Source organism: Microbacterium sp. H37-C3 (assembly GCF_027157935.1).
Taxonomy (GTDB): Bacteria; Actinomycetota; Actinomycetes; order Actinomycetales; family Microbacteriaceae; genus Microbacterium; species Microbacterium plantarum.
Genome location: NZ_JAPVLR010000001.1, coordinates 996,454 through 1,017,892, shown reverse-complemented (window position 1 = coordinate 1,017,892; position 21,439 = coordinate 996,454). Strand labels below are relative to the sequence as shown.

Genomic DNA, 21,439 nt, shown 5'->3' with positions numbered 1-21,439 from the left:
CACCAGCCCCGCTCCTCCGACGAATGTATCGGCGGACACGGGCGGGGCGGGCCGCGCGCCGGCGGATCAGAGGCTGCGGATGTGCTTGATGTTCGACTTCGCCGTCTCGAGCACCGCGCCGATGCCCCCGGAGTCCTTCGCACCGAGCACCATCTTCGCCATCGACATCCCGAAGCCCGCGACCTGCTCGGCGGTGATCGACGCCGGCATCGAGAGGGCATCGGGGTCGGTGACGATGTCGACGATGGACGGACCGCGGTGCGCGAGGGCGGCGGAGGCGGCGACCTCGAGGTCTGCCGGGTCGGTCACGCGCTGCGCGTGGAACCCGAGCGCGCGCCCGACGGCGGCGAAGTCCACCATCGGCACGTCGACGCCGAAGTCGGGGAAGCCGGCGACGAGCATCTCGGCCTTGACCATCCCGAGCGTCGAGTTGTTGAAGACGAAGACGTTCAGCGGCAGGTCGTAGGCGGCGACGGTGATGAGCTCACCGAGGAGCATGGAGAGTCCGCCGTCGCCCGCGATCGCGATGACCTGCCGGTCGGGATACGCCATCTGCGCTCCGAAGGCATGGGGGAGGGCGTTGGCCATCGACCCGTGCCGCCACGACGCCAGCAGACGGCGCTCGGGCCCGGGAGTGACATAGCGGGCCTGCCAGACGTTGCCCATGCCGGTGTCGGCGGTGAAGACGGCGTCGGATGCCGCGACCCGGTCGATGACCGACATGGCGCGCTCGGGATGGATCGGCTGCGCATCCGAGTCGGTGTACGCCGCCACCGAGTCCTTCATCGCCTTCCGATACCGCTTGAGCGTGTGCTCGAGGAACGTGTCGTCGGTCTTCGCAGCGGTCCGTGCGCGCAGGGCCGCGAGGGTGAGGCCGACATCGCCGTGGATGGGATGCGTCACGCCCGCTCGCCGTCCGAGCCGCTGGGCATCGACGTCGATCTGCGCGATGACGGTCTTCGCGCCGTCGGGGAGGAACTGGTCGTAGGGGAAGTCGGTGCCCACCATGAGGAGGAGATCGACCTCGTGCATCGCGTGGTCGATGGCGCCGTAGCCGAGCAGACCCGACATGCCCACGTCGAACCGGTTGTCGTACTGGATCCACTGCTTGCCGCGCAGCGAGTGCCCCATCGGTGCCCGCAGGTGCTCGGCGAACGCGATGACCTCCTCGCGGGCGTCGCGTACGCCCTCGCCCGCGAAGATCGCGATCTTCTCGGCCTTGTCGATGGCGGCCGCGAGGTCGGCGACGCTGCGCTCGTCCGGCGCGATGCGACCGGGGCGAGCGGCGACGAATGGCGGGAACTCGCCGGTCGAGTGCAACTCGGCGAGGTCACCGGGCAGCACGATCACCGAGACGGACGACCCCGCGGTGGCGTGACGGATCGCGGAGTTCACGACGCGCGGCGACTGCTCGGGCGTCAGGATCATCTCGCAGTAGTCGCTGCACTCGGTGAAGAGGCGCTCGGGATGCGTCTCCTGGAAGTACCCCGACCCGATCTGCAGGCTCGGGATGTGGCTGGCGATCGCGAGCACCGGCACACCCGATCGCTGCGCGTCGAACAGTCCGTTGATCAGGTGCAGGTTGCCGGGACCGCAGCTGCCCGCGCACACCGCCAGCTCGCCGGTGAGCTCGGCGTCAGCGGCGGCGGCGAACGCGGCGGCCTCCTCGTGGCGGACGTGGATCCAGTCGATCCCGCCCTCCGCCGCGCCTCCGGTTCGTCGCACCGCGTCGACGATCGGGTTGAGCGAGTCGCCGACGATGCCGTAGATCCGCTTCACCCCCGCATCCATCAGCTGGGCGACGATCTGTTCGGCGACGTTCTGCGGCACGGGGGCTCCTTCTGCTGAGGCTGTCGGGACACCCTCAGTCTTCTCCCGCCGCCTGTGCGCGTGCCAGGGGTTGCGAATGGCTCGCCTGAGCGGCAGGCGACCCGCGCTTCAGCCCTTGAGGTCGGGGAAGTCCGACTCGCGCCACTCGGTCGTCACGCGCTCGCCGGCATCCGCCGCGGCCACCTCGCGCTCGCGCAGCTCGACCCGGCGGATCTTGCCCGAGATCGTCTTGGGCAGCTCGAAGAACTCGACACGGCGCACCCGCATGTACGGCGGCATGTGCTCGCGGGCGTGCGCGAGGATCGCCCGCGCGGTCTCGGCGGATTCCTCCCAGGATGCCGCGAGCGCCACGTACGCCTTCACGATGTTGAGCCGTACAGCGTCGGGAGCCCCGACGACGCCCGCCTCGGCCACCGCGGGGTGCGTCAACAGGATCGACTCCACCTCGAAGGGCGAGACCTTGAAGTCGCTGGCCTTGAAGACGTCGTCGGTGCGTCCAACGAACGTGAGCTGTCCGTCGGCGTCGCGGACGGCGACATCGCTCGAGTGGTAGTAGCCGTCGTGGTCGACCCGGGCGGTGCGCTCGGGCTCGCCGAGGTAGCCGGGCATGAGGTTGAGCGGACGGGTCGGCGCGGTCGGCAGGCAGATCTCGCCCTCATCTCCGATGCGCCCGGTGAGCGGGTCGATCAGCACGATGTCGTTGCCCGGGAGCGGGCGTCCCATCGCGCCGGGCTTGACGGCGACTCCCGGGGTGTTGCCGATGACCGCCGTCAGCTCGGTCTGCCCGTAGCCGTCGCGGATCTGCAGTCCCCACCAGCGCTGGATCGTGTCGATCACCTCGGGGTTGAGGGGCTCGCCCGCCGAGAGAAGCTCGCGCAGTGCGCGGGGGCGCTTCTCGAGGTCGGCCTGGATCAGCATGCGCCAGACCGTCGGCGGGGCGCAGAAGGTGTTCACGTCGTTGCGGTCGAGCTGATCGACCAGGCGTGCGGCGTCGAAGCGGGAGTAGTTGTAGACGAAGATCGTCGCCTCGGCGATCCACGGCGCGAAGAACAGACTCCACGCGTGCTTGCCCCAGCCGGGGGCGCTGATCGTCATGTGGATGTCGCCCGGACGGACGCCGATCCAGTACGTCGTCGACAGGTGACCCACCGGATAGCTCACGTGCGTGTGCACGACCATCTTGGGTCGCGACGTGGTGCCGGAGGTGAAGTAGACGATGGCCGGATCGTCGGAGGCCACGACGACACCGGGTGCCGCGTCGTCGGCGTCGGCCGCGTCCGCGAACGAGTGCCATCCCGGACGCTCGCCACCCACGACGATGCGCTCGAAGCCGCCCGCGATCCCGTCGAACTTGGCGGCGTCGACCGGGTCGGCGAGGACGGCGCGGATGTCGGCGCGGTCGACGCGCTCGAGGAGGTCGTCGGCGCCCAGCACGACGGAGGTCGGCAGGATGACGGCACCGATCTTCAGGATCGCCAGCATCGCCTCCCACAGCTCGACACGGTTGCCGAGCATGAGCATGACGGCATCGCCGTGCCCGACGCCCAGGCCGGTGAGCCAGTTGGCGACGCGGTTGGAGCGACGACGCATCTCGTCGTACGTGACCCGCGTCTCGCTGCCGTCCTCGTCGACGACGTGCAGGGCGATGCGGTCGTTGCCCGAGGCGATGGCGTCGAACCAGTCGACGGCCCAGTTGAAGTGGTCGCCGACGTCGGGCCAGCTGAACCCGGCGTGGGCTGCCTCGGGGGAGTGCGCGTTGTCGAGCAGGAAGTCGCGGGCGGCGCGGAATGCGGCCGTCGCCGCCGTCGCATCGGGAAAAGACATGGGCCTCGGATCTGTTCTCTCGTCCGGAGCAGGCGCGGCGGACGCCTTCCGAGTCTAGGAAGGAGCGGATGCTGGGCGAAGCATGGGATGCGGGTTCGACCGGGGAATCGTTCGGGGAGGATGGGGACATGATCCGTGCGTCCGTCCTCGCCTTCCTGCTCGATGCCGTCCTCGTGGTGGCGTTCGCGGCGACGGGCCGGGCGAGCCATGACTCCGATGTGCTCGCAGGCCTCTGGCAGACCTCGTGGCCGTTCCTCGCCGGCCTGCTGGTGGCGTGGGTGGCCGTGCGGGCATGGCGATCGCCGACCGGGATCGTGCCGACGGGTCTCGTCGTGTGGGCGGTTACTGTCGTCAGCGGGATGCTGCTTCGTGCCGTGTCGGGTCAGGGGACGGCGCTGCCGTTCGTGATCGTCGCGACGCTGACGCTGCTCGCGCTTCTGGTCGGATGGCGCCTCGTCGCCCGCGGCATCCGTTCGCTGCGCTCGCGCCGCGGTGAGCGGTCTCGCAGCCGGGATGTCGCTCGCCGCGCGTAACCTGTCGGGCATGCGCCGACCCGCTCCCGATCCTGTCGGTCCCGGACAGGAGTCCGTCTGGGACTATCCCCGTCCGCCCCGCCTCGAACGCGTTCACTCGCGCGTGACGATCGACTTCGCCGCTGTCACGATCGTCGACACCGACGACGTGGTGCGGGTGCTCGAGACGAGCCATCCGCCCGTGTACTACCTGCCGGCCGCAGCGTTCGTGCCCGGCTCGCTGGTCCCGGCGGCAGGCAGCTCGTACTGCGAGTTCAAGGGCGCAGCCGAGTACTTCGACGTCGTGCGCGGCACGGCGGTACGCGAGCGCGCCGCGTGGGGGTACCCGAACCCGTCGCCGGGTTATGAGGAGCTCGTCGGCCGCGTCGCCGTCTACGCGGGCGGGATGGACCGGTGCACGGTCGACGGCGAGGTCGTCGTGCCTCAGCCCGGCGGCTTCTACGGCGGCTGGGTGACGTCGAACCTCGCGGGCCCGTTCAAGGGGATCCCGGGTTCGATGGGATGGTGATCCGCTCGAACCGGCCCGCGGAGGCGTAGCCGCGCTTCGTTCAGCGCTGGGCGCGGGCGAGGTTGGCGCGCAGCTCGTCGGCGTTCTGCCGGACGACGTAGGCGGGCTGGTCGCGCTCGACCCGCCAGCTCTCGGCGAGCGAACCGATGTCTACGGTGTCGAAGCCGAACTCGTCGTAGAGCGCGGTGACGTGCGCGCCGGCAGCCGGGTGGTCACTCGCGGTCGCGAGCGCCCGACGGTCGGGGGTGCCGGCGGGGGAGCCCCCGGTGTTGATGTCGGCGGCGGGGATGTGGTTGAACGCCTTCACGACCTTCGACTCGGCAAAATGACGCTGCGCCATCTCGGACGTCGTGGTGCGCTTCGCCTCCAGCTCGGCGATGCGGCCGTCGCGCTCCCAGTAGTAGTTGTTCGTGTCGAGCACGATCTTGCCCGCCAGTGGTTCGGCGGGGATGTCCTCGAGCGCCTTGAGCGGCACCGTGACGACGGCCCAATCGGCCGCCTGTGCCGCATCCTGGGCGGTCGCCGCCCGTGCACGGTCGCCGAGCTTCGCGACGAGATCGTTGAGCGTCTCCGGCCCGCGCGAGTTGGCGATCACGACGTCGTAGCCGCGTGCGATGAGCCCCTCGGCGAGAGCGCTTCCGATGTGTCCTGCTCCGATGATTCCCACAGTGGTCATGGGGAGGTGAACCGTTGGAACCGGCCCCGGCATTCCCGCACGGTTGTAGAGACCGGGTTGGTCAGAGGATCTGGCCGATGGGCTCGCGCTTCTCCGCCTGGAACCGGTCCTCGTTCCGGCCCCGGGCCCAGTAGCCCGACAGCGAGACCCGGCCGCGGTCGAGTCCGCGCTCGTCGAAGAGCACGCGTCGCAGAGCCTTCATCGACTCGCGCTCGCCGTGGGCGAAGACCTGCACGTCGCCCGCCGGCCAGTCGTACTGCCGCACGACGGCGGCGAGAGCCTCGGGATCGTGGGTGGGGTCGACGATCCACTCAACCTCTACCCCGGCGGGCGCCTCGAGAGCGAGGATCGCGTCGTCGGACTCCACCTCGATGAACGCGTGTCCGACCGCATCCGACGGCAGGGCCTCGAGCGTCGCCGCGATGGCCGGAGCGGCCGACAGATCACCGGCGAAGAGATGGAAGTCGGCCGCGGCATCCGGGGCGTAGCCGCCGCCCGGTCCCATCAGCTCGATCCGCTCGCCCACCTGCGCGCGCGCCGCCCACGGTCCGGCGAGGCCCTCGTCGCCGTGGACGACGAAATCGATCGAGAGCGTGCCGGCGACGGCATCCACCCGACGGACCGTGTACGTCCGAGTGACCGGCGCCGACTCGGGCGCGGGGGTCGTGAATTTCAGCTTGACGTACTTATCGGTCTCGGGCCGGTTCTGGAACGCAGCGAAGCCCTCGCCGCCGAGGGTCACGCGCACCAGGTGCGCCGAGAGGCGTTCGGTTCCGACGACCTCGAGCTCGATGCTCGGGCGCGGGGTACGGGGAGCGGTGCGAGAGGAGAGGGCCACCTCATCCACGGTACCCGGGGCGCCGCGGGTCAGGCGAAGCGGACCCAGTTCGCGCCCGCGCCGGTCTCGGCCTGCTCGAGCAGCGTCAGGTCGGCACCGTCGACGGCGTAGAGCGAGACCGTGCGCGACTTCTCGCCCGCCGCGATCAGGCGGTCGCCGGCGGGGGAGAGGACGAATCCGCGCGGCTGCGGCTCGGTGGGGATGAAGGACGCGACGTCCTGCACGGTGCCGTCCTCGGCGACGGGTGCGGCGCCCAGCGTGCTCGTCGAGCGCTCCGAGGTCCAGAGGTACCGCTCGTCCGCGCCGAAGTGGATGTCGGCGCCCCAGACGGCGTGGTTGGCGACGGGGTCACCGCCGATCTCACCGCGCACGAGCCCGGCGGCCGGGTCGACCGCGTTGGCCCGGGAGTGCAGCTGCAGGCCGCCCGTCTCCCGATCGCGGGTGTAGTGCAGCACCTCGCCGGAGTACTCGGTCATGACGTAGACGGCGTCCTCGGCGCTGTTGAGCACGAGATGGCGGGGGCCGCTGCCGGCGGGCGCTGCGGCGGTGCCCGAGCCGACCGGAGTCAGCGTCAGGTCGTCGCCGAGCGCGAACTGCCCGACGAGGTCGTCGCCGAGCGAGACGAAGTAGGCGAAGCGGCCGTCGGAGGAGGGCAGCACCGAGTGGAGCTTGGCGAACTCGACGCGGCCGGAAGGGTCGCCGATGACGCCGTCGGTGATCGGGGCGACGAAGCCGTAGTCGCCGCCGTACGACGCAGCGAGCAGCGCCGTGCCCCCGCGGGTGAGCGCGATGTAGCTGACCGACCCGTCCGGAAGCGCGAACCGCGAGAGGGGGGTGAGCTCGCCCGTGCCGCGATCGAGCGTGAGCGTGACGATCGCAGCAGGCTCGTCCGAGGACGCGCCCTTGACCCCGGCGTAGACGAGATCGCGCTCGCCGTCGATGGCGAAGGTGCCGGTTCCGGTGAGGCCTTCGGCGACGAAGAGTCGTTCGAGGGCGTCGCCGTCGAGACGGAACACGCTGATGGTGCTGTCACCCGCGTTGGCGACCAGGACGAGAGAGGAATCAGTCACATCACGAGCCTAGCTCCGCGGCCCGAGACCGACGCGGCGGGAGAGCCCGCCGGGGACTGATAAACTCGACGACGGAAGTGTGTCCGAGCGGCCTAAGGAGCATGGCTGGAATCCATGTAGGCGGGGTAACTCGCCTCGCAGGTTCAAATCCTGTCACTTCCGCCACAACGAAGGGCGCCACTCATCCGGGTGGCGCCCTTCGTCATGCCAGGATGCCGTCCCACACCCGCCCGCCCTCGCCGATGCGCTCCGACGCGTCGAGCCGGGCGGCGGCAGTGCCGGGCTTGCGGTGCGCCTGCGCGTGGATGCATCCCGCGAACTGCGCGGTGAAGTCTCGACGCGGATGCCGCTCGGTGACGGCCCGCAGGGTCGCGACATCCCACAGCTCCGGCGCGACTCCCGAGACATCGAGGCTCGTCGCGACCTCCAGCAGGTGACCCTCGGGGTCGAGTGCCGGCTCGACGCTCAGCCACATGTGGCGCTCGATGACCTCGCGCACGCGCTCGCGGCGCTCCAGGGGCCACCCCGCACCGGCCGCGAAGAGCCACCCCGCCGCCCCGCCGGCCGACTCGAACGCCATCTCGTGCGCGTCGAACGCCGGCGTCACGCCGAGGTCGTGGAGCATCGCCGCGACGAACAGCAGTTCGGGGTCGTGGTCGAGCCCGAGCGCCTCGGCGCGCAGCCGCGCCCAGGCCCACGACCGGATGCCGTGGTTCACGAGCGCGGTCGAGGACCATCGACTCACCGCTTCGAGAGCCAGCGCGGCGGTGGGCGTCGGCGGGGCGAGGAGACGGTCGAGATCACGGATCATGCGCTCATTCTGAGGTGGCGGCGACGGCCCGGACCGCCCCGCCACCGACTCCGGCAGACATCAGAGCGGCCGTGTCCCGAAAGCGACGGCCTGTCAGAGACAGCGGGTGTCACGGAGGGTCATATGGCCCCGACGACCTCGAATCGGGTTTAGCGTCGGTGGGTCGCCATCGCGACGTCATCCCTCTCAGGAGCACCACCATGAGTTCTGCCACCTCGAAGAACGCCGCCGCCCCGGCGAAGCGGAAGAAGCCCTTCTACCGCTCATTCGGCTTCCAGATCACGATCGCCCTCGTCGCGGGCGTCCTCCTCGGCCTGCTGGCACGTCAGCTCGGGCCCGATGCCGAGGGCAACCCGAACGGGCTCGCCGCGACGCTGTCGACCATCGGCAGCGGCTACGTCACACTGCTGCGCACGGCGGTCGTGCCGCTGATCTTCCTCGCGATCGTCGCCTCGATCACGCAGCTGCGCAACGTCACGAACGCCGCGCGCCTGGCGGGCCAGACGCTGCTCTGGTTCGGGATCACCGCGCTGATCGCCGTGACCATCGGCATCGTGCTGGGCGTCACGATCCAGCCCGGCGCGCGCGTCGACGCCGGTGAGCTCACGCCCGACGTCCCCTCGAGCGTCGGCTCGTGGTGGAGCTTCCTCACGGGCCTCATCCCGCAGAACTTCCTCGGTCTGTCGGTGTCGACCTCGATCAACCCCGAGACGGGTGCCGCGAGCTCGAGCGTCGGGTACAACGTGCTCCAGATCATCGTGATCTCGGTCGCGATCGGCATCGCCGCCCTCAAGCTCGGCAAGCGCGCCGAGGCGTTCGTGTCGTTCACCGAGTCGGCCTTGAAGGTCGTCCAGCGGGTGCTCTGGTGGATCATCCGCATCGCCCCGATCGGCACCCTCGGCCTCATCGGATCCGCTGTCGTCACCTACGGCTGGGAGAAGCTCACGACGCTGCTCTGGTTCGCCGTGGCGATCTACATCGGCCTCGCGCTCGTGCTGTTCGTGGTGTACCCGGTGCTGCTGAAGACCCACGGCCTGTCGATCCGGCAGTACTTCTCGGGTGTCTGGCCCGCCGTGCAGCTCGCGTTCGTCTCGCGTTCCTCGATCGGCACGCTGCCGCTCACGCAGCGCGTCACGGAGCGCAACCTCGGTGTCCCGCGCGAGTACGCCTCGTTCGCCGTGCCGTTCGGGGCGACGACCAAGATGGACGGCTGCGCCGCGATCTACCCGGCGATCGCGGCGATCTTCGTCGCGCAGTTCTTCGGCCTGGAGCTCAACGCGGTGCAGTACCTGCTCATCGTGGTGGTGTCGGTGGTCGGCTCGGCGGCGACGGCGGGCACGACCGGCGCGACCGTCATGCTCACACTGACGCTCACGACCCTGGGCCTGCCGCTTGAGGGCGTCGGCCTGCTGCTGGCGATCGACCCGATCCTCGACATGGGGCGCACCGCGGTCAACGTCGCAGGGCAAGCGCTCGTGCCGACGATCGTCGCCAAGCGCGAGGGCATCCTCGATCGCGAGCTGTACGACGCGGAGCGCTCGGGCGACCCGTTCGCCGACGACAGCGCCGACGAGCTGGAGCCCTCCGTCCGGGCCTGACGCTCGCGCCCACCCGCGATGGGGCGCACTTTCCGGCATCCGGCGCAGCTTTTTCTGCGCTCGACCTCAGGAAGTGCGCCCCATCGGCGCGCGCGGGGCGCGCGTAGCGGGTAGGTCAGGCGTGAACGAGGGCGCGGGGGAGCAGGACGGCGCCGATGCGCCGCGGCGTCGAGACGGACGCGAGCAGCCCGCGGCGGACGGCGAGGGCGTCGGATGCCGCGGCGCGGCCGATCTCCGCGTCGCGTTCGCTGCCGGGAACGCCGTAGCTCGCGCGTTCGACCGCGGCGACGAGGGCCTCGACCCTTTTCGCGGGAACCGTCGGCACCGCCGCCAGCCGGATGCCGAGGGCACGGGGGCTCTCGGCGTCGTCCACGCGCAGGCCGACGTCGCGAGCGCTCTCGCGGACGATGCGCCACGCGGCCAGCACATCGCCGCGTTCAGCCGCCGTCGCCTGCCACCGCCGCCGCGCCGCTCCGAGGAGGGCCGGCAGCAGCACGAGGGCCGCGAAGCCGAGGGCGACGCCGCCGTAGGGCAGCACGAGCGAGAGGGGCGACGTCCCGGAGCCCGCTCCCGTCCCCGTCGAGGCTGTCGGCGTCGGTGTGGGCACGCCGTCCGGCGCGACCGTCGCCGTCTGCTGCGGCGCGGGCGCCGGAGGCACGTCCTGCCCGCCGTCGTCCGGCACCGGCTGAGTGGATCGCGTGTAGGTGGCGGGGGTCCCGAGGCTGTTGGTGGGCTCGAACGGCACCCAGCCGATGCCGGCGAAATACACCTCCGGCCACGCGTGCAGCTGCGAGCTGAGCACCGTCGCGACGCTGTCGCCGTCGGCGACCCGGCCGGTCAGCGTCCCGGGCAGGTATCCGACGACGATGCGGGAAGGCATGCCGAGTGTCCGCGCCATGACGGCGAACGCCGAGGCGAAGTGCACGCAGTAGCCGCTGCGGACCTCGAGGAAGTCGGCGATCGCATCGACGCCCGATCCGTCGAACCCGTCGGAGACCGGAGCGTCGAGCGAGTACGTGAACTCCCCACTGCGGAACCAGCGCTGGAGGGCGGCGAGCCGGTCGAAGTCGTTCTCCGCCGTCGCGGTCACCTCGCGCGCCGTCCGCTCGATCGAGGCGGGCATCTCGGCGGGCAGTTCGCTGACCGTCTCGGGGAGGCCGTCGATCGTGGTCCCGGCCGCCTGGATCTGCTCCAGGGTCGGTCGCACGACGTGCGTCGTCGTGACGTATTCCTGGCCCTGCGTGACGGCGTCTCCTGCGATGACCGTGCGGTTCGATGGCATCGCCTCCCACGCGCCCGAGAGGTCATCGACGCGCACGGCCGGGCCGGGAACCGGCAGCCAGGCGGAGGAGAGCTGGGTGATGCTGACGGTGGTCTGGTACTCCGTCACACGGATGTCGGGGTCGGCGACGACGGGACCGAGCGCCTCGGGGGTGAGCGGTGTGGTCTCGTCGCGGTCGGGCTCCCACACCCGGCCATCGAAGCGAGAGAGCGTCGCCGCCCGCAGGTACGGCATGCTCGGCGCGTTGGTGCGCGTCGTCAGCACCTCGACGTCCGTGGGGCGTCGCAGGTCGTCGCCGAGCTCGAGGCTGGCATTGATGGTCGTGGCGGGCCCCGTGCCGACTCCGATGCGGGGCGCCGGGCGGGGGAGTTCCGGGACCACGATGACGGTCGCGACGATCGCGGTCACGGCCAGGCCGGCGGCGAGCACCGCTCCCGCGCGGCGCGGACGCGCGGCGGAGGCCGCCTCACCGCGCGGTTTCTCCGCAGCGGCGACGGATCGGGCGAGGGCGCGCTCGCGAGACCGGGTCTCGGCGCGGATGAGCAGCAGCAGCGCGGCGGCGAAGACGACGAACCCGACCAGGTCGACGGCGGAAGGGACGGACAGGGCGGGGATCAGCCATACCGCGACGAGAGCGATGGCCGCCAGTACGGGCATCCGCGCGGTGATGACGGTGTGGTCGAGCAGCACCGTGAGAGCCGCGACACCGGTCACGGCCAGGGCTGACAGTGGCCGCTCCGCCGAGAGCGGCGCGATGCCGTTGATGATCTGGTCGCTCGCGCCCGCCACGAGAGAGGGCACCTCGGCGAACGTTCCGGGCGTCGGGATCACCAGCAGCAACGCGGTGTCGCCGAAGTACACCGCGGTGACGAGCGCGCCGGCGGCCACCAGTTCGGTCAGAGTCACGACGACGGCGGGCGTGCGAAGTCGTCGCAATCCGATGCCGACCAGCAGCACGGCCGCGGCCACCGTGACCGCGACGACGAGCCACGTGCCGGCGGCGACGACGCGCAGCAGCGGAAGGATCGCCGCGATGATGGCGACGAGGAGGGCCGTCGCCAGGCGCACGTCACCGGTTCGAGTCAGCTCACCGCGCGCGGGCATCGTCGCCGGGCGGCGCCAGAACCGGCGTGACGGATCAGCGGGCACGAGCCGTCCCCCATTCGGTCGCGGCGCGCCAGGTCTCGGTGAGGTCGCCGTCGGCGGAGAGGGCGGCGGCCCGCCAGCCGGCCGCGGACGCCCGCTTGAGGGCGTCGTCCGAGGAATCGGCGGCCAGCAGCACGGGGAGCGCGCTGTGAGCGACCAATGGTGACAGGGCCTCGGCATCGGCGGCGGTGATCCGCGCCGACACGACAACGACGGGACCGGCGACGGTGCCCGCGAAGAGGCGGGGGAGCGAGGTCAGACGGTCGTCCGATGCGGTGACGATCGTCGCGAGGTCGAGTGCGAGCTGCTCGACCGCGACGATGTCTCCCGCCGGGACGGGTGCGCCGATGGGGTGCGCATCCGTGTCGATGACGGTGACGTCGTAGCCTTCGCGCGCGAGACGGGCGGCGGCCGAGATCGTGGCGGTCACCGCGGCCTCGAACGTCGGGTCCTCGCCCGGTCGTGACGCGGCAGGAGCCCAGCGCGCCGCCGCGCGATCGAGCACGACGGTCGCCTCCGGGGTGGATTCCTGTTCCTCCTGACGCACCATCAGCTCGTCGTGGTGCGCGCTGGCACGCCAGTTGATGCGCCGCATCGAGTCGCCGGGGGCGTAGGCCCGGGGGATGAGGTTGTCGGCGCCCTCGCCCAGCTGATGGGTCGCGGTGTGGAGGCTGCCGCCTGCCTCGCCGGGGTACTCCGTCAGGGGAGGCAGCGTCACCGTCGCCGGCGCGACCGTGATCGGCTCCACGCCGCCCGCCCGCACATTGCGACGCGTGAACCCGAACGGATCGGTGACGACGATCGAGAACGGTCCCACGTCGCGGATGCCCCGTCGAGTGCCCCGGATGCGGTAGGTCAGCCGGACGGGGTCGAGGGCTGCGGCGCCGGCCAGGATCCCGGAGGCCTCGCCCTCCACGCCGTCGGGCAGGATGTCGGTCCATCGTGCGATCGCGCCGGACAGACCGCCGCGCGCCGTCGCGTGCACCGTGACGACGCTCTCGGTTCCGACCGCGGCGACGTCGGGGGAGAACGAGCGCGATACCTCGCCGTAGCGGTGCACGAACCACAGCGACACCCACCCGAGCGCGACGATCAGGAGCAGCAGCACGCCGACGTACACCAGCTCCACGACGCCGAAGGCGTGGGCGCAGACGATGGCGGCGATGCCGATGACGACCGCGCCGACCCCGCGCGGCGTCAGCGGCCACGTCCGTCGGAGAGCGCGTCCCAGCGGGTGCAGCCGGCGTCGAGCCGGGGCGGGAGAAGCGGACATGGCGGGCTCAGCGGACCGGGAGAGGCACCGGCACCGTCGCGGCGATGTCGGCGAGTGCGGCCTCGACCACCTCGGCACCGCTCTTGCCGCGGGAGGCGCTGGTCGTGCGTGCCGGGATGAGTCGGTGAGCGAAGACCGGCTGCAGCAGGGCGACGATGTCGTCCGGGATGACGAAGGGGCGCCCGTCGAGCGCCGCCCACACCTTCGCGGCGCGGACCAGCTGCAGCGTGGCTCGCGGACTGGCCCCGAGACGCAGGTCGCGGTGGTCGCGGGTCGCCCGCGCGATCGCGACCGCGTACTCCTCGACAGCGGGTGAGACGTGCAGGCTGCGGGCCCACGCGATGAGATCCTGCACCTCGCGTGCGGTGATGACCGGAGCGAGCGACGAGAGCGGGTTGACGGTGTCGCGCTGGCGCAGCATCCGCGCCTCGGAGGCGGCATCGGGATAGCCCATCGAGATCCGCATCATGAAGCGGTCACGCTGCGCCTCGGGCAGGGCGTAGGTGCCCTCCATCTCGAGAGGGTTCTGCGTCGCGACCACCAGGAACGGCGCGGGCAGCGCGTGGGTTCGGCCATCGACCGTCACCTGACGCTCCTCCATCGCCTCGAGCAGCGCCGACTGCGTCTTGGGGGAGGAGCGGTTGATCTCGTCGGCGATGACGATGTGGGCGAAGATCGCCCCCTGCTTGAACTCGAACTCGCGATCGGCCTGGTTGAAGACGCTCACCCCCGTGACGTCGCCCGGGAGCAGATCGGGGGTGAACTGGATGCGGCGCACCGTGGCATCCACCGTCGCGGCGAGCGCTCGCGCGAGCATCGTCTTGCCGACCCCGGGCACGTCCTCGATGAGGAGGTGACCCTCGGCGAGGAGGCACACGAGCGCGGAGCGCACCGCCTCGGGCTTGCCGTCGATGACGCGGGCGATGCTCGCCGAGATCGCGTCGGTGGTGGCGGCGAACCGGTCCGGGCCGAAAGCCGCCTGGGTGCCGTCGTCGGTCATGCGATCCCCTCGTTCTCGGCGCCGCGTGTCCCGCCGCGTCGCGCCCATCTGGCGAGAGCCTAACCGCCCCCGGTGACGGGAGGACTCAGGTTCCGGGTTAGGATGGTGACAGCTCTCCGCGAGGCGGCATCCAGGCCAACTCCCCCAGGACGGAAACGTAGCAAGGGTAACCGGGCTCTGCCGGGTTCGCGGAGAGTCTTACTTTTCCCCCACCGTCGTGGCCTGCGGCACCCGCCGCCACGACCCGTGGGGATATTCACGGCTCGTGGTCAGGCCTCTCCCTCTTAGGCTGAACCCGTGGCTCAGAGCATCTACATCACGTCCGCAGAAGGCCATTCCGCGAAGTCGATCATCGCGCTGGGGGTGCTCGAGGCGTTCAGCCGTGTCGCGCCCCGCGTCGGAGTGTTCCGGCCGATCGCCCGGTCGACGGAGGAACGCGACTACGTCCTCGAGATGCTGCTCGACCACGACGGCGTCGACCTCGCGTACGACGAGTGCATCGGCGTCACCTACGACGACATGCGGCGCGACCCCGACGGTGCGCTCTCCCGCATCGTCGAGCGTTACAAGTCGGTCGAGGCCAAGTGCGACGCCGTCGTCATCATGGGCAGCGACTACACGGATGTCGGTTCTCCCGCCGAGCTGAGCTACAACGGTCGCATCGCCGTGAACCTCGGGGCGCCGGTCCTGCTGGTGCTCGGCGGCCGGGCAGGCCAGGGCGGCGGCGAGAAGCTCGGCTCGGCCCCGGCACGCACCCCCGACGAGATGGGGCAGATCGCTTCGCTGGCCGTCGCCGAGCTGCGGGGCGACCGCGCCGAGCTCTTCGCCGTCGTCGCCAACCGTGCCGACGGCGATCGTCTCGACGAGATCGTCGAGGCCGTGCGCGGTGCGGTACCGCAGAACGTCCCGGTCTGGGCCGTGCCGGAGGACCGCTTCCTCGTCTCGCCGTCGGTGAGCACCGTCCTCGCCGCCGTCGAGGGGTCGCTCGTCAAGGGCGACGCCGACCTCCTGGGGCGCGAGGTGCTCGGGGTCGTCATCGGTGCGATGTCGATGGTCAACGTGCTGCCGAGGCTCAGCGAGCGCTCGGTCGTGGTCATTCCCTCCGATCGTGCCGAGGTTCTGCTCGCCACCCTGCTCGCGCACGGGTCGGGAACCTTCCCCTCGCTCTCGGCGATCGTCATCAACGGCGGATTCCCCCTGCCCGAGGCGGTCGACCGTCTCATCGACGGCGTCGGCGAGACGCTGCCGATCATCGCGACCGACCTCGACACCTACGAGACCGCAGCCCGCATCATGGGCACCCGCGGGCGCCTCGCGGCCGATTCCCGGCGCCACTACGAGGCGGCGGCGGCCCTGTTCGAGCGGCACATCGACACCAATGAGCTCACCGAGGCGCTCGGGCTCGCACGCTCGACCGTCGTGACCCCGTTGATGTTCGCCTACGGCCTGGTCGAGCGGGCCCGCACCGACCGCCGCCGCATCGTCCTCCCCGAAGCCGACGATGATCGCGTGCTGCACGCGGCCTCGATCGTGCTCGCCCGCGGCATCGCCGACATCACGCTGCTGGGAGAGGAGATCGAGGTGCGCTCGCGCGCGCTCGAGCTCGGTCTCGACCTGCGCGGAGCGGAGATCCTCTCTCCCTTCGACGCCGTGCACGTCGACAAGTTCGCCCGCGAGTACGAGCGCCTCCGCGCGCACAAGGGCATGACGTACGGCCAGGCGGCCGACACGGTCACCGACGTGTCGTACTTCGGCACGCTCATGGTGCACCTCGGTCTCGCCGACGGGATGGTCTCGGGTGCCGCGCACACGACGGCGCACACGATCCGTCCGGCCTTCGAGATCATCAAGACGAAGCCGGGCGTCTCGGTCGTCTCGAGCGTCTTCCTCATGGCGCTCGCCGACCGCGTCCTCGTCTACGGCGACTGCGCCGTCATCCCCGACCCCACGAGCGAGCAGCTCGCCGACATCGCCGTGTCGTCGGCCGAGACGGCCCGCCAGTTCGGCATCGACCCGCGCGTGGCGATGCTGTCGTACTCGACGGGGGAGTCGGGGACCGGCGCCGACGTCGACAAGGTGCGCGCGGCCACCGCCCTCGTCCGCGAGCGCGCCCCCGAGCTGCTGGTCGAAGGCCCCATCCAGTACGACGCGGCGACCGACGCCGCCGTCGCGGCCAAGAAGATGCCCGGGTCGTCCGTCGCCGGCAAGGCGACGGTGTTCGTCTTCCCCGACCTGAACACGGGCAACAACACCTACAAGGCCGTCCAGCGGTCGGCCGGCGCCGTCGCGATCGGACCCGTCCTGCAGGGCCTGAACAAGCCCATCAACGACCTCTCCCGCGGAGCCCTCGTCGAAGACATCGTCAACACGATCGCGATCACCGCGATCCAGGCCCAGGGAGGGGCATCCGCATGAGCATCGTGCTCGTCATCAACAGCGGTTCGTCGTCGTTCAAGTACCAGCTGATCGACGCCGAGACCGGCATCCCTCACGCATCGGGTCTCGTCGAGCGCATCGGGCAGGAGCAGGGCCGGGTCAAGCACACCGTGTTCTTCCCGCCCGCCGCTGCCGGCGAGCCTGCCGTGACCGCCACCGACGCCACTTCCGAGCGCGAGCTGCCGATCGCCGACCACACGGCCGGCTTCCAGATGATGCTCGACGCGTTCGCCGAGAACGGCCCGTCGCTCGAGCAGCATCCGCCCGTCGCCGTCGGCCACCGTGTCGTCCACGGTGGCGCGCGGTTCTTCGAGCCCACGCTCATCACGCCTCTCGTCGAGATCAACATCGACGAGCTGTCGGTGCTCGCGCCGCTGCACAACCCCGGTGCGCTGCAGGGCATCCGCGCGGCGAAGGCGGCCTTCGCCGACCTGCCGCACGTCGCGGTCTTCGACACCGCCTTCCACCAGACGATGCCACCTGCCGCCTACACCTACGCGATCGACACCGCGCTGGCCGAGGCCCACCGCGTCCGCCGTTACGGCTTCCACGGCACCTCCCACAAGTTCGTCTCCGAAGCCGCGGCCGCTCACCTCGGGCGACCGCTCGCCGAGCTGCGCCAGATCGTGTTCCACCTCGGCAACGGCGCATCCGTCACGGCGATCGACGGCGGTCGTTCGGTCGACACGTCGATGGGGATGACGCCCCTCGAGGGCCTCGTCATGGGCACGCGCTCGGGGGACATCGACCCTGCGGTGATCTTCCACCTCGCCCGACGCGCCGAGATGACCATCCCGCAGCTCGACGACCTCCTCAACAAGCGCAGCGGAATGCTCGGCCTCGCCGGGGTCTCCGACATGCGCGACATCGAGGAGGGCGTCGCCCGCGGCGACGAGGCGGCCACGCTCGCGTTCGAGGTCTACGCCCACCGGCTGCGCGCCTACGCCGGCGCGTACCTCGCGGAGCTCGGCGGGGTCGACGTCATCTCCTTCACCGCGGGCGTGGGCGAGAACTCTCCGCAGGTGCGTGCCGCGGCACTCGAGACGCTCGGGTTCGCCGGGATCGAGATCGATCCGGCCCGCAATGAGCAGCGCGGGCGCGGCATCCGCCGGATCTCCACGGACGCCTCGCGCGTCGAGGTCCTGGTCGTCCCGACCAACGAGGAGCTGGAGATCGCCCGGCAGACCATCGCCGTGACGGCGTGACTGCCCGACTCATTACGCTGGTTCCGTGACCTCGGCTGAGCTTCCCGACCTGACCACCTACGACGGCGTCCTGTTCGACCTCGACGGCGTGCTCGCTCCGACCGCCGACGTGCACATGCACGCCTGGCAGACGATGTTCACCGAGCTCTTCAGCGCCTGGGGCATCACACCGGCGTACACCGCCGACGACTATTTCCGCCACCTCGACGGCAAGAAGCGGTACGACGGCGTCGCGAGCCTGCTGCGCTCGCGTGACGTCGAGGTGCCGTGGGGCGATCCGAGCGACGACCCGTCAGCGGACACGATCTGCGGCATCGGCAATCGCAAGAACGCCGTGTTCGAGCGCGTCCTGCGGTCCGAAGGCATCGCGCCCTACCCGGGATCGCTCGCCCTGGTCGACAAGCTCCAGGCAGCCGGGACCCCCATCGCGGTCGTCTCGAGCTCGAAGAACGCGCGCGAGGTCCTCGCCGTCGCGGGCCTGCTCGAGAGGTTCCCGGTCGTCATGGACGGCGTCGTCGCGGAAGAGCGTCATCTGCCCTCCAAGCCCGCGCCCGACGTCTTCGCCGAGGGGGCGCGCATGCTCGGCGTCGACCCGGCCCGCTCCGTCGCCATCGAGGACGCCCACTCGGGTGTCGAGTCGGCCGTCGCGGCAGGCTACGCTCTCGTGGTCGGCGTCGATCGCGGTGCCGGTGCCGATGCGCTGCGTGCGCTCGGAGCCCACGTCGTCGTCGACGACCTCGACGCCTTCGTCTGATCACGTCTACACCCGCCCGCATCGCCCGCCTCCAGCAGCGGGAACCCGTCCTCCGGAAGGCCATCATGATCGATCGCGATCGCTTCCCCGTCGACCCCTGGCGTCTCGTCGAGAGAAGGTTCTCGGTCGAGGACATCGGCGTCACCGAGACGCTCTTCGCCGTGGGCAACGGCTACCTCGGGCTGCGCGGCAATCACCCCGAGGGGCGATACGCGCACGAGCACGGCACCTTCATCAACGGTTTTCACGAGATCTTCCCGATCCGCCACGCCGAACAGGCCTTCGGCTTCGCCGAGGTCGGTCAGACGATCATCAACGCGCCGGACGCGAAGGTCATGCGCGTCTACGTCGACGACGAGCCGCTCTCGCTCGACATCGCCGATATCCGCGACTACGAGCGGGTGCTCGACATGCGCACCGGCGTCCTCACGCGCAAGCTGCTGTGGGTCACCCCCAGCGGCAAGGAAGTGCAGGTCGACTTCGAGCGCCTCGTGTCGTTCGAGCAGAAGCACTTGGCGATCATGCGGCTGACGGTGACGGTGCTCAACTCCGACGCTCCGGTGTCGGTGAGCAGCCAGATCGTCAACCGCCAGGACGGCGAGGACGTCTACGGCGGCTCGGCGCCGGGCCGTGCTGCTCCCGGTTTCGACCCGCGCAAGACCGAGAAGATCGAGGAACGCGTCCTCCAGCCCCAGGAGTACTGGCAGGACGAGGACGGCCGGTCGGTGCTGTCGTACAAGTCGTCCAACTCGGGCATGACGGTGTCGGTCGTCGCCGATCATCTGATCGAGACCGAGAACGAGTTCTCGACACGGCGACTCGTCGAACCCGACATCGCCAAGAACGTCTTCCGCGTCAACGCGCGCCGGGGCGTTCCGATCACCGTGACCAAGCTCGTCAGCTACCACACCTCGCGCGGCGTGCCCGCCCGCGAGCTCGTCGAGCGGAGCCGTCGCGTGCTCGACCGGGTTCGCGAGGAGGGCGTCGAGGTCCAGTTCGAGCGGCAGGCGGCGTGGTGCGCCGACTTCTGGCGCCGCTCCGACGTCCGTATCGGCGGCCACGAGGACCTGCAGCAGGCGACCCGGTGGTGCCTGTTCCAGCTCGCGCAGGCGGCCGCCCGCGCCGACGGGCAGGGGGTCCCCGCCAAGGGCGTGACGGGTTCGGGGTACAGCGGACACTACTTCTGGGACACCGAGGTCTATGTCCTGCCGTTCCTCGCCTACACGACGCCCCTCTGGGCCCGGAACGCGCTGCGCATGCGCTACCTCATGCTGCCGGCCGCACGCCGCCGCGCCCGGCAGCTCAACGAGGCGGGCGCCCTGTTCCCCTGGCGCACCATCAACGGCGAAGAGGCGTCGGCCTACTACGCCGCCGGCACGGCGCAGTACCACATCAACGCCGACGTCAGCTTCGCCCTCGCGAAGTACGTGCGGGCGACCGGTGACGTCGACTTCCTCTACCGCGAGGCGGTCGACATCGCCGTCGAGACGGCGCGGCTGTGGTCCACGCTCGGGTTCTGGCGCTTCAGCGAGAACGGTGACGCCGAGTCGTTCCACATCCACGGCGTCACCGGTCCCGACGAGTACACGACGGTCGTGAACGACAACCTCTTCACGAACGTGATGGCGCGGTTCAACCTGCGTTTCGCGGCGCGCACGGTCCGCGACATGGCCGAGCAGGCGCCGGAGGCGTACCGTGCCCTCACCGAGCGTCTCGACCTCGACCCGGCCGAGGCCGACGGGTGGGAGCGGGCGGCCGAAGCGCTGCTGATCCCGTTCAGCGAGTCGCTGCGCATCCACCCTCAGGACGCGGTCTTCCTCGAACGCGAGGTGTGGGACCTCGAGAACACCCCCGACAGCCAGCGTCCGCTGCTGCTGCACTTCCACCCGCTCGTGATCTACCGCTACCAGGTGCTCAAGCAGGCGGACGTGGTGCTCGCGCTGTTCCTCCAGGGCAACCACTTCACCGACGAGGAGAAGCTGGCCGACTTCGAGTACTACGACCCGCTCACGACCGGCGACTCGACTCTGTCGGGTGTGGTGCAGTCGATCCTCGCGGCCGAGGTCGGATACCAGGACCTCGCGCTGGAGTATTTCCTCGAGTCGATCTACGTCGACCTCGGCGATCTCCACAGCAACGCGTCGGACGGAGTGCACGTCGCCTCCGCCGGCGGTGTGTGGACCGCCCTCGTGTCGGGCTTCGGCGGCATGCGCGACCATTACGGCGCCTTGAGCTTCGACCCGCGTCTGCCGCGTGACTGGCCCTCGCTGGAGTACACGCTGCACTGGCAGGGCACGCGCCTCGACATCACGCTCACGGCCGATGCGATGACGGTCGCCGCCGGCCCCGGCGACGCGGTCGAATTCTCCGTCCGCGGACGCGACGTGCGGGTCGAGGGCGGAGAGACCGTCCGGATACCGCTCGCGGGTCAGGGCCCGCTGCTCTCGGGGCGGCCGTCGCTGCGTCAGCTCGCCGACGCCAGGCGCGAGGACGGGTCGCTGCTGTCGGCGTCGATCCCGGATGCGACCGTCACGACGTCCATCCCCACGGTGACGACGGAGGTTCCCGTGATCACCGGCGAGATCCCCGTCGTCGATGATTACGCGCAGACCTTCGCCGACCAGCAGGTGAGCACCGACTCCTGACGGACGCCGG

16 protein-coding genes, 1 tRNA gene and 1 other RNA gene are annotated in these 21,439 nt (G+C 70.6%); 9 read left to right on the top strand and 9 right to left on the bottom strand.

The features are described from left to right. Positions 1-66: 66 nt before the first annotated feature. Positions 67-1,830: a pyruvate dehydrogenase gene (locus O1W71_RS05035; RefSeq protein ID WP_269266739.1), complete on the bottom strand. Its 1,764-nt coding sequence runs from the start codon at positions 1,828-1,830 to the stop codon at positions 67-69. 108 nt (positions 1,831-1,938) lie between these two features. Beyond that, complete coding sequence (locus tag O1W71_RS05030) at positions 1,939-3,654, bottom strand: AMP-binding protein (protein WP_269266737.1); 1,716 nt, start codon at positions 3,652-3,654, stop codon at positions 1,939-1,941. Positions 3,655-3,782: 128 nt separating this feature from the next. Between O1W71_RS05030 and O1W71_RS05025 the strand changes: the two genes are divergently transcribed. Next, entirely contained in the window at positions 3,783-4,187 is a 405-nt protein-coding gene (locus O1W71_RS05025; protein WP_269266736.1) for a DUF3054 domain-containing protein, read from the top strand. A gap of 10 nt (positions 4,188-4,197) precedes the next feature. Next, on the top strand, positions 4,198-4,695 hold the full coding sequence (locus tag O1W71_RS05020) for a DUF427 domain-containing protein (protein ID WP_269266734.1): 498 nt from the start codon (positions 4,198-4,200) through the stop codon (positions 4,693-4,695). 40 nt (positions 4,696-4,735) lie between these two features. Here the strand turns inward: O1W71_RS05020 and O1W71_RS05015 are convergent, their stop codons facing one another. The 3 genes from O1W71_RS05015 to O1W71_RS05005 form a co-directional block, all read right to left on the bottom strand. Further along, the gene (locus O1W71_RS05015; protein ID WP_269266733.1) at positions 4,736-5,371 is read right to left on the bottom strand and encodes an NADPH-dependent F420 reductase; all 636 of its coding nucleotides are present in this window, start codon (positions 5,369-5,371) and stop codon (positions 4,736-4,738) included. Positions 5,372-5,432: 61 nt separating this feature from the next. After that, entirely contained in the window at positions 5,433-6,209 is a 777-nt protein-coding gene (locus O1W71_RS05010) for a siderophore-interacting protein (protein WP_269266731.1), read from the bottom strand. Between the two features lie 29 nt (positions 6,210-6,238). Beyond that, on the bottom strand, positions 6,239-7,279 hold the full coding sequence (locus O1W71_RS05005; RefSeq protein ID WP_269266730.1) for a lactonase family protein: 1,041 nt from the start codon (positions 7,277-7,279) through the stop codon (positions 6,239-6,241). A 73-nt stretch (positions 7,280-7,352) separates the two neighbouring features. Here O1W71_RS05005 and O1W71_RS05000 point away from each other — a divergent pair. Further along, positions 7,353-7,444 (top strand) — tRNA-Ser (locus O1W71_RS05000). A gap of 37 nt (positions 7,445-7,481) precedes the next feature. Here the strand turns inward: O1W71_RS05000 and O1W71_RS04995 are convergent. Then, positions 7,482-8,090, bottom strand: a complete 609-nt coding sequence (locus tag O1W71_RS04995; RefSeq protein WP_269266729.1) for an HD domain-containing protein — start codon at positions 8,088-8,090, stop codon at positions 7,482-7,484. Positions 8,091-8,290: 200 nt separating this feature from the next. Here O1W71_RS04995 and O1W71_RS04990 point away from each other — a divergent pair, with 200 nt between their 5' ends. Further along, positions 8,291-9,688, top strand: a complete 1,398-nt coding sequence (locus O1W71_RS04990; protein WP_269266728.1) for a dicarboxylate/amino acid:cation symporter — start codon at positions 8,291-8,293, stop codon at positions 9,686-9,688. A gap of 115 nt (positions 9,689-9,803) precedes the next feature. Here O1W71_RS04990 and O1W71_RS04985 read toward each other — a convergent pair whose 3' ends face one another. From O1W71_RS04985 to O1W71_RS04975, 3 genes are read right to left on the bottom strand one after another with little or no spacing between them, the layout of a single operon-like run. Further along, positions 9,804-12,119, bottom strand: coding sequence for a transglutaminase family protein (locus tag O1W71_RS04985; protein WP_269266725.1), 2,316 nt, complete (start codon positions 12,117-12,119; stop codon positions 9,804-9,806). Beyond that, positions 12,109-13,389: a DUF58 domain-containing protein gene (locus O1W71_RS04980; protein WP_269266723.1), complete on the bottom strand. Its 1,281-nt coding sequence runs from the start codon at positions 13,387-13,389 to the stop codon at positions 12,109-12,111. The genes O1W71_RS04985 and O1W71_RS04980 overlap by 11 nt, the downstream gene beginning before the upstream one ends. A 7-nt stretch (positions 13,390-13,396) precedes the next feature. Next, positions 13,397-14,389, bottom strand: a complete 993-nt coding sequence (locus tag O1W71_RS04975; protein WP_269266721.1) for an AAA family ATPase — start codon at positions 14,387-14,389, stop codon at positions 13,397-13,399. 107 nt (positions 14,390-14,496) lie between these two features. On the opposite strand from O1W71_RS04975, the gene ffs reads away from it, so the two are divergent. The 5 genes from ffs (at position 14,497) to O1W71_RS04950 (ending at position 21,429) form a co-directional block, all read left to right on the top strand. Continuing rightward, positions 14,497-14,593: signal recognition particle sRNA small type (ffs, locus tag O1W71_RS04970), an RNA gene on the top strand. A gap of 93 nt (positions 14,594-14,686) precedes the next feature. Beyond that, the gene (gene pta / locus O1W71_RS04965) at positions 14,687-16,804 is read left to right on the top strand and encodes a phosphate acetyltransferase (protein WP_269266720.1); all 2,118 of its coding nucleotides are present in this window, start codon (positions 14,687-14,689) and stop codon (positions 16,802-16,804) included. Continuing rightward, on the top strand, positions 16,801-18,030 hold the full coding sequence (locus O1W71_RS04960) for an acetate/propionate family kinase (RefSeq protein ID WP_269266719.1): 1,230 nt from the start codon (positions 16,801-16,803) through the stop codon (positions 18,028-18,030). The genes pta and O1W71_RS04960 overlap by 4 nt, the downstream gene beginning before the upstream one ends. A 25-nt stretch (positions 18,031-18,055) precedes the next feature. Further along, positions 18,056-18,784, top strand: coding sequence for an HAD family hydrolase (locus O1W71_RS04955; protein ID WP_269266717.1), 729 nt, complete (start codon positions 18,056-18,058; stop codon positions 18,782-18,784). A gap of 65 nt (positions 18,785-18,849) precedes the next feature. Beyond that, complete coding sequence (locus tag O1W71_RS04950) at positions 18,850-21,429, top strand: glycoside hydrolase family 65 protein (RefSeq protein WP_112613679.1); 2,580 nt, start codon at positions 18,850-18,852, stop codon at positions 21,427-21,429. Positions 21,430-21,439 lie beyond the last annotated feature (10 nt).

What these genes read in the sequence shown, in the direction of transcription:
- O1W71_RS05030 (WP_269266737.1), bottom strand. Translation starts at nt 3,654, where the DNA reads ATGTCTTTTCCCGATGCGACGGCGGCGACGGCCGCATTCCGCGCCGCC.
- O1W71_RS05025 (WP_269266736.1), top strand. Translation starts at nt 3,783, where the DNA reads ATGATCCGTGCGTCCGTCCTCGCCTTCCTGCTCGATGCCGTCCTCGTG.
- O1W71_RS05020 (WP_269266734.1), top strand. Translation starts at nt 4,198, where the DNA reads ATGCGCCGACCCGCTCCCGATCCTGTCGGTCCCGGACAGGAGTCCGTC.
- O1W71_RS05015 (WP_269266733.1), bottom strand. Translation starts at nt 5,371, where the DNA reads ATGACCACTGTGGGAATCATCGGAGCAGGACACATCGGAAGCGCTCTC.
- O1W71_RS04995 (WP_269266729.1), bottom strand. Translation starts at nt 8,090, where the DNA reads ATGATCCGTGATCTCGACCGTCTCCTCGCCCCGCCGACGCCCACCGCC.
- O1W71_RS04990 (WP_269266728.1), top strand. Translation starts at nt 8,291, where the DNA reads ATGAGTTCTGCCACCTCGAAGAACGCCGCCGCCCCGGCGAAGCGGAAG.
- O1W71_RS04980 (WP_269266723.1), bottom strand. Translation starts at nt 13,389, where the DNA reads ATGTCCGCTTCTCCCGCCCCGGCTCGACGCCGGCTGCACCCGCTGGGA.
- O1W71_RS04975 (WP_269266721.1), bottom strand. Translation starts at nt 14,389, where the DNA reads ATGACCGACGACGGCACCCAGGCGGCTTTCGGCCCGGACCGGTTCGCC.
- O1W71_RS04960 (WP_269266719.1), top strand. Translation starts at nt 16,801, where the DNA reads ATGAGCATCGTGCTCGTCATCAACAGCGGTTCGTCGTCGTTCAAGTAC.
- O1W71_RS04950 (WP_112613679.1), top strand. Translation starts at nt 18,850, where the DNA reads ATGATCGATCGCGATCGCTTCCCCGTCGACCCCTGGCGTCTCGTCGAG.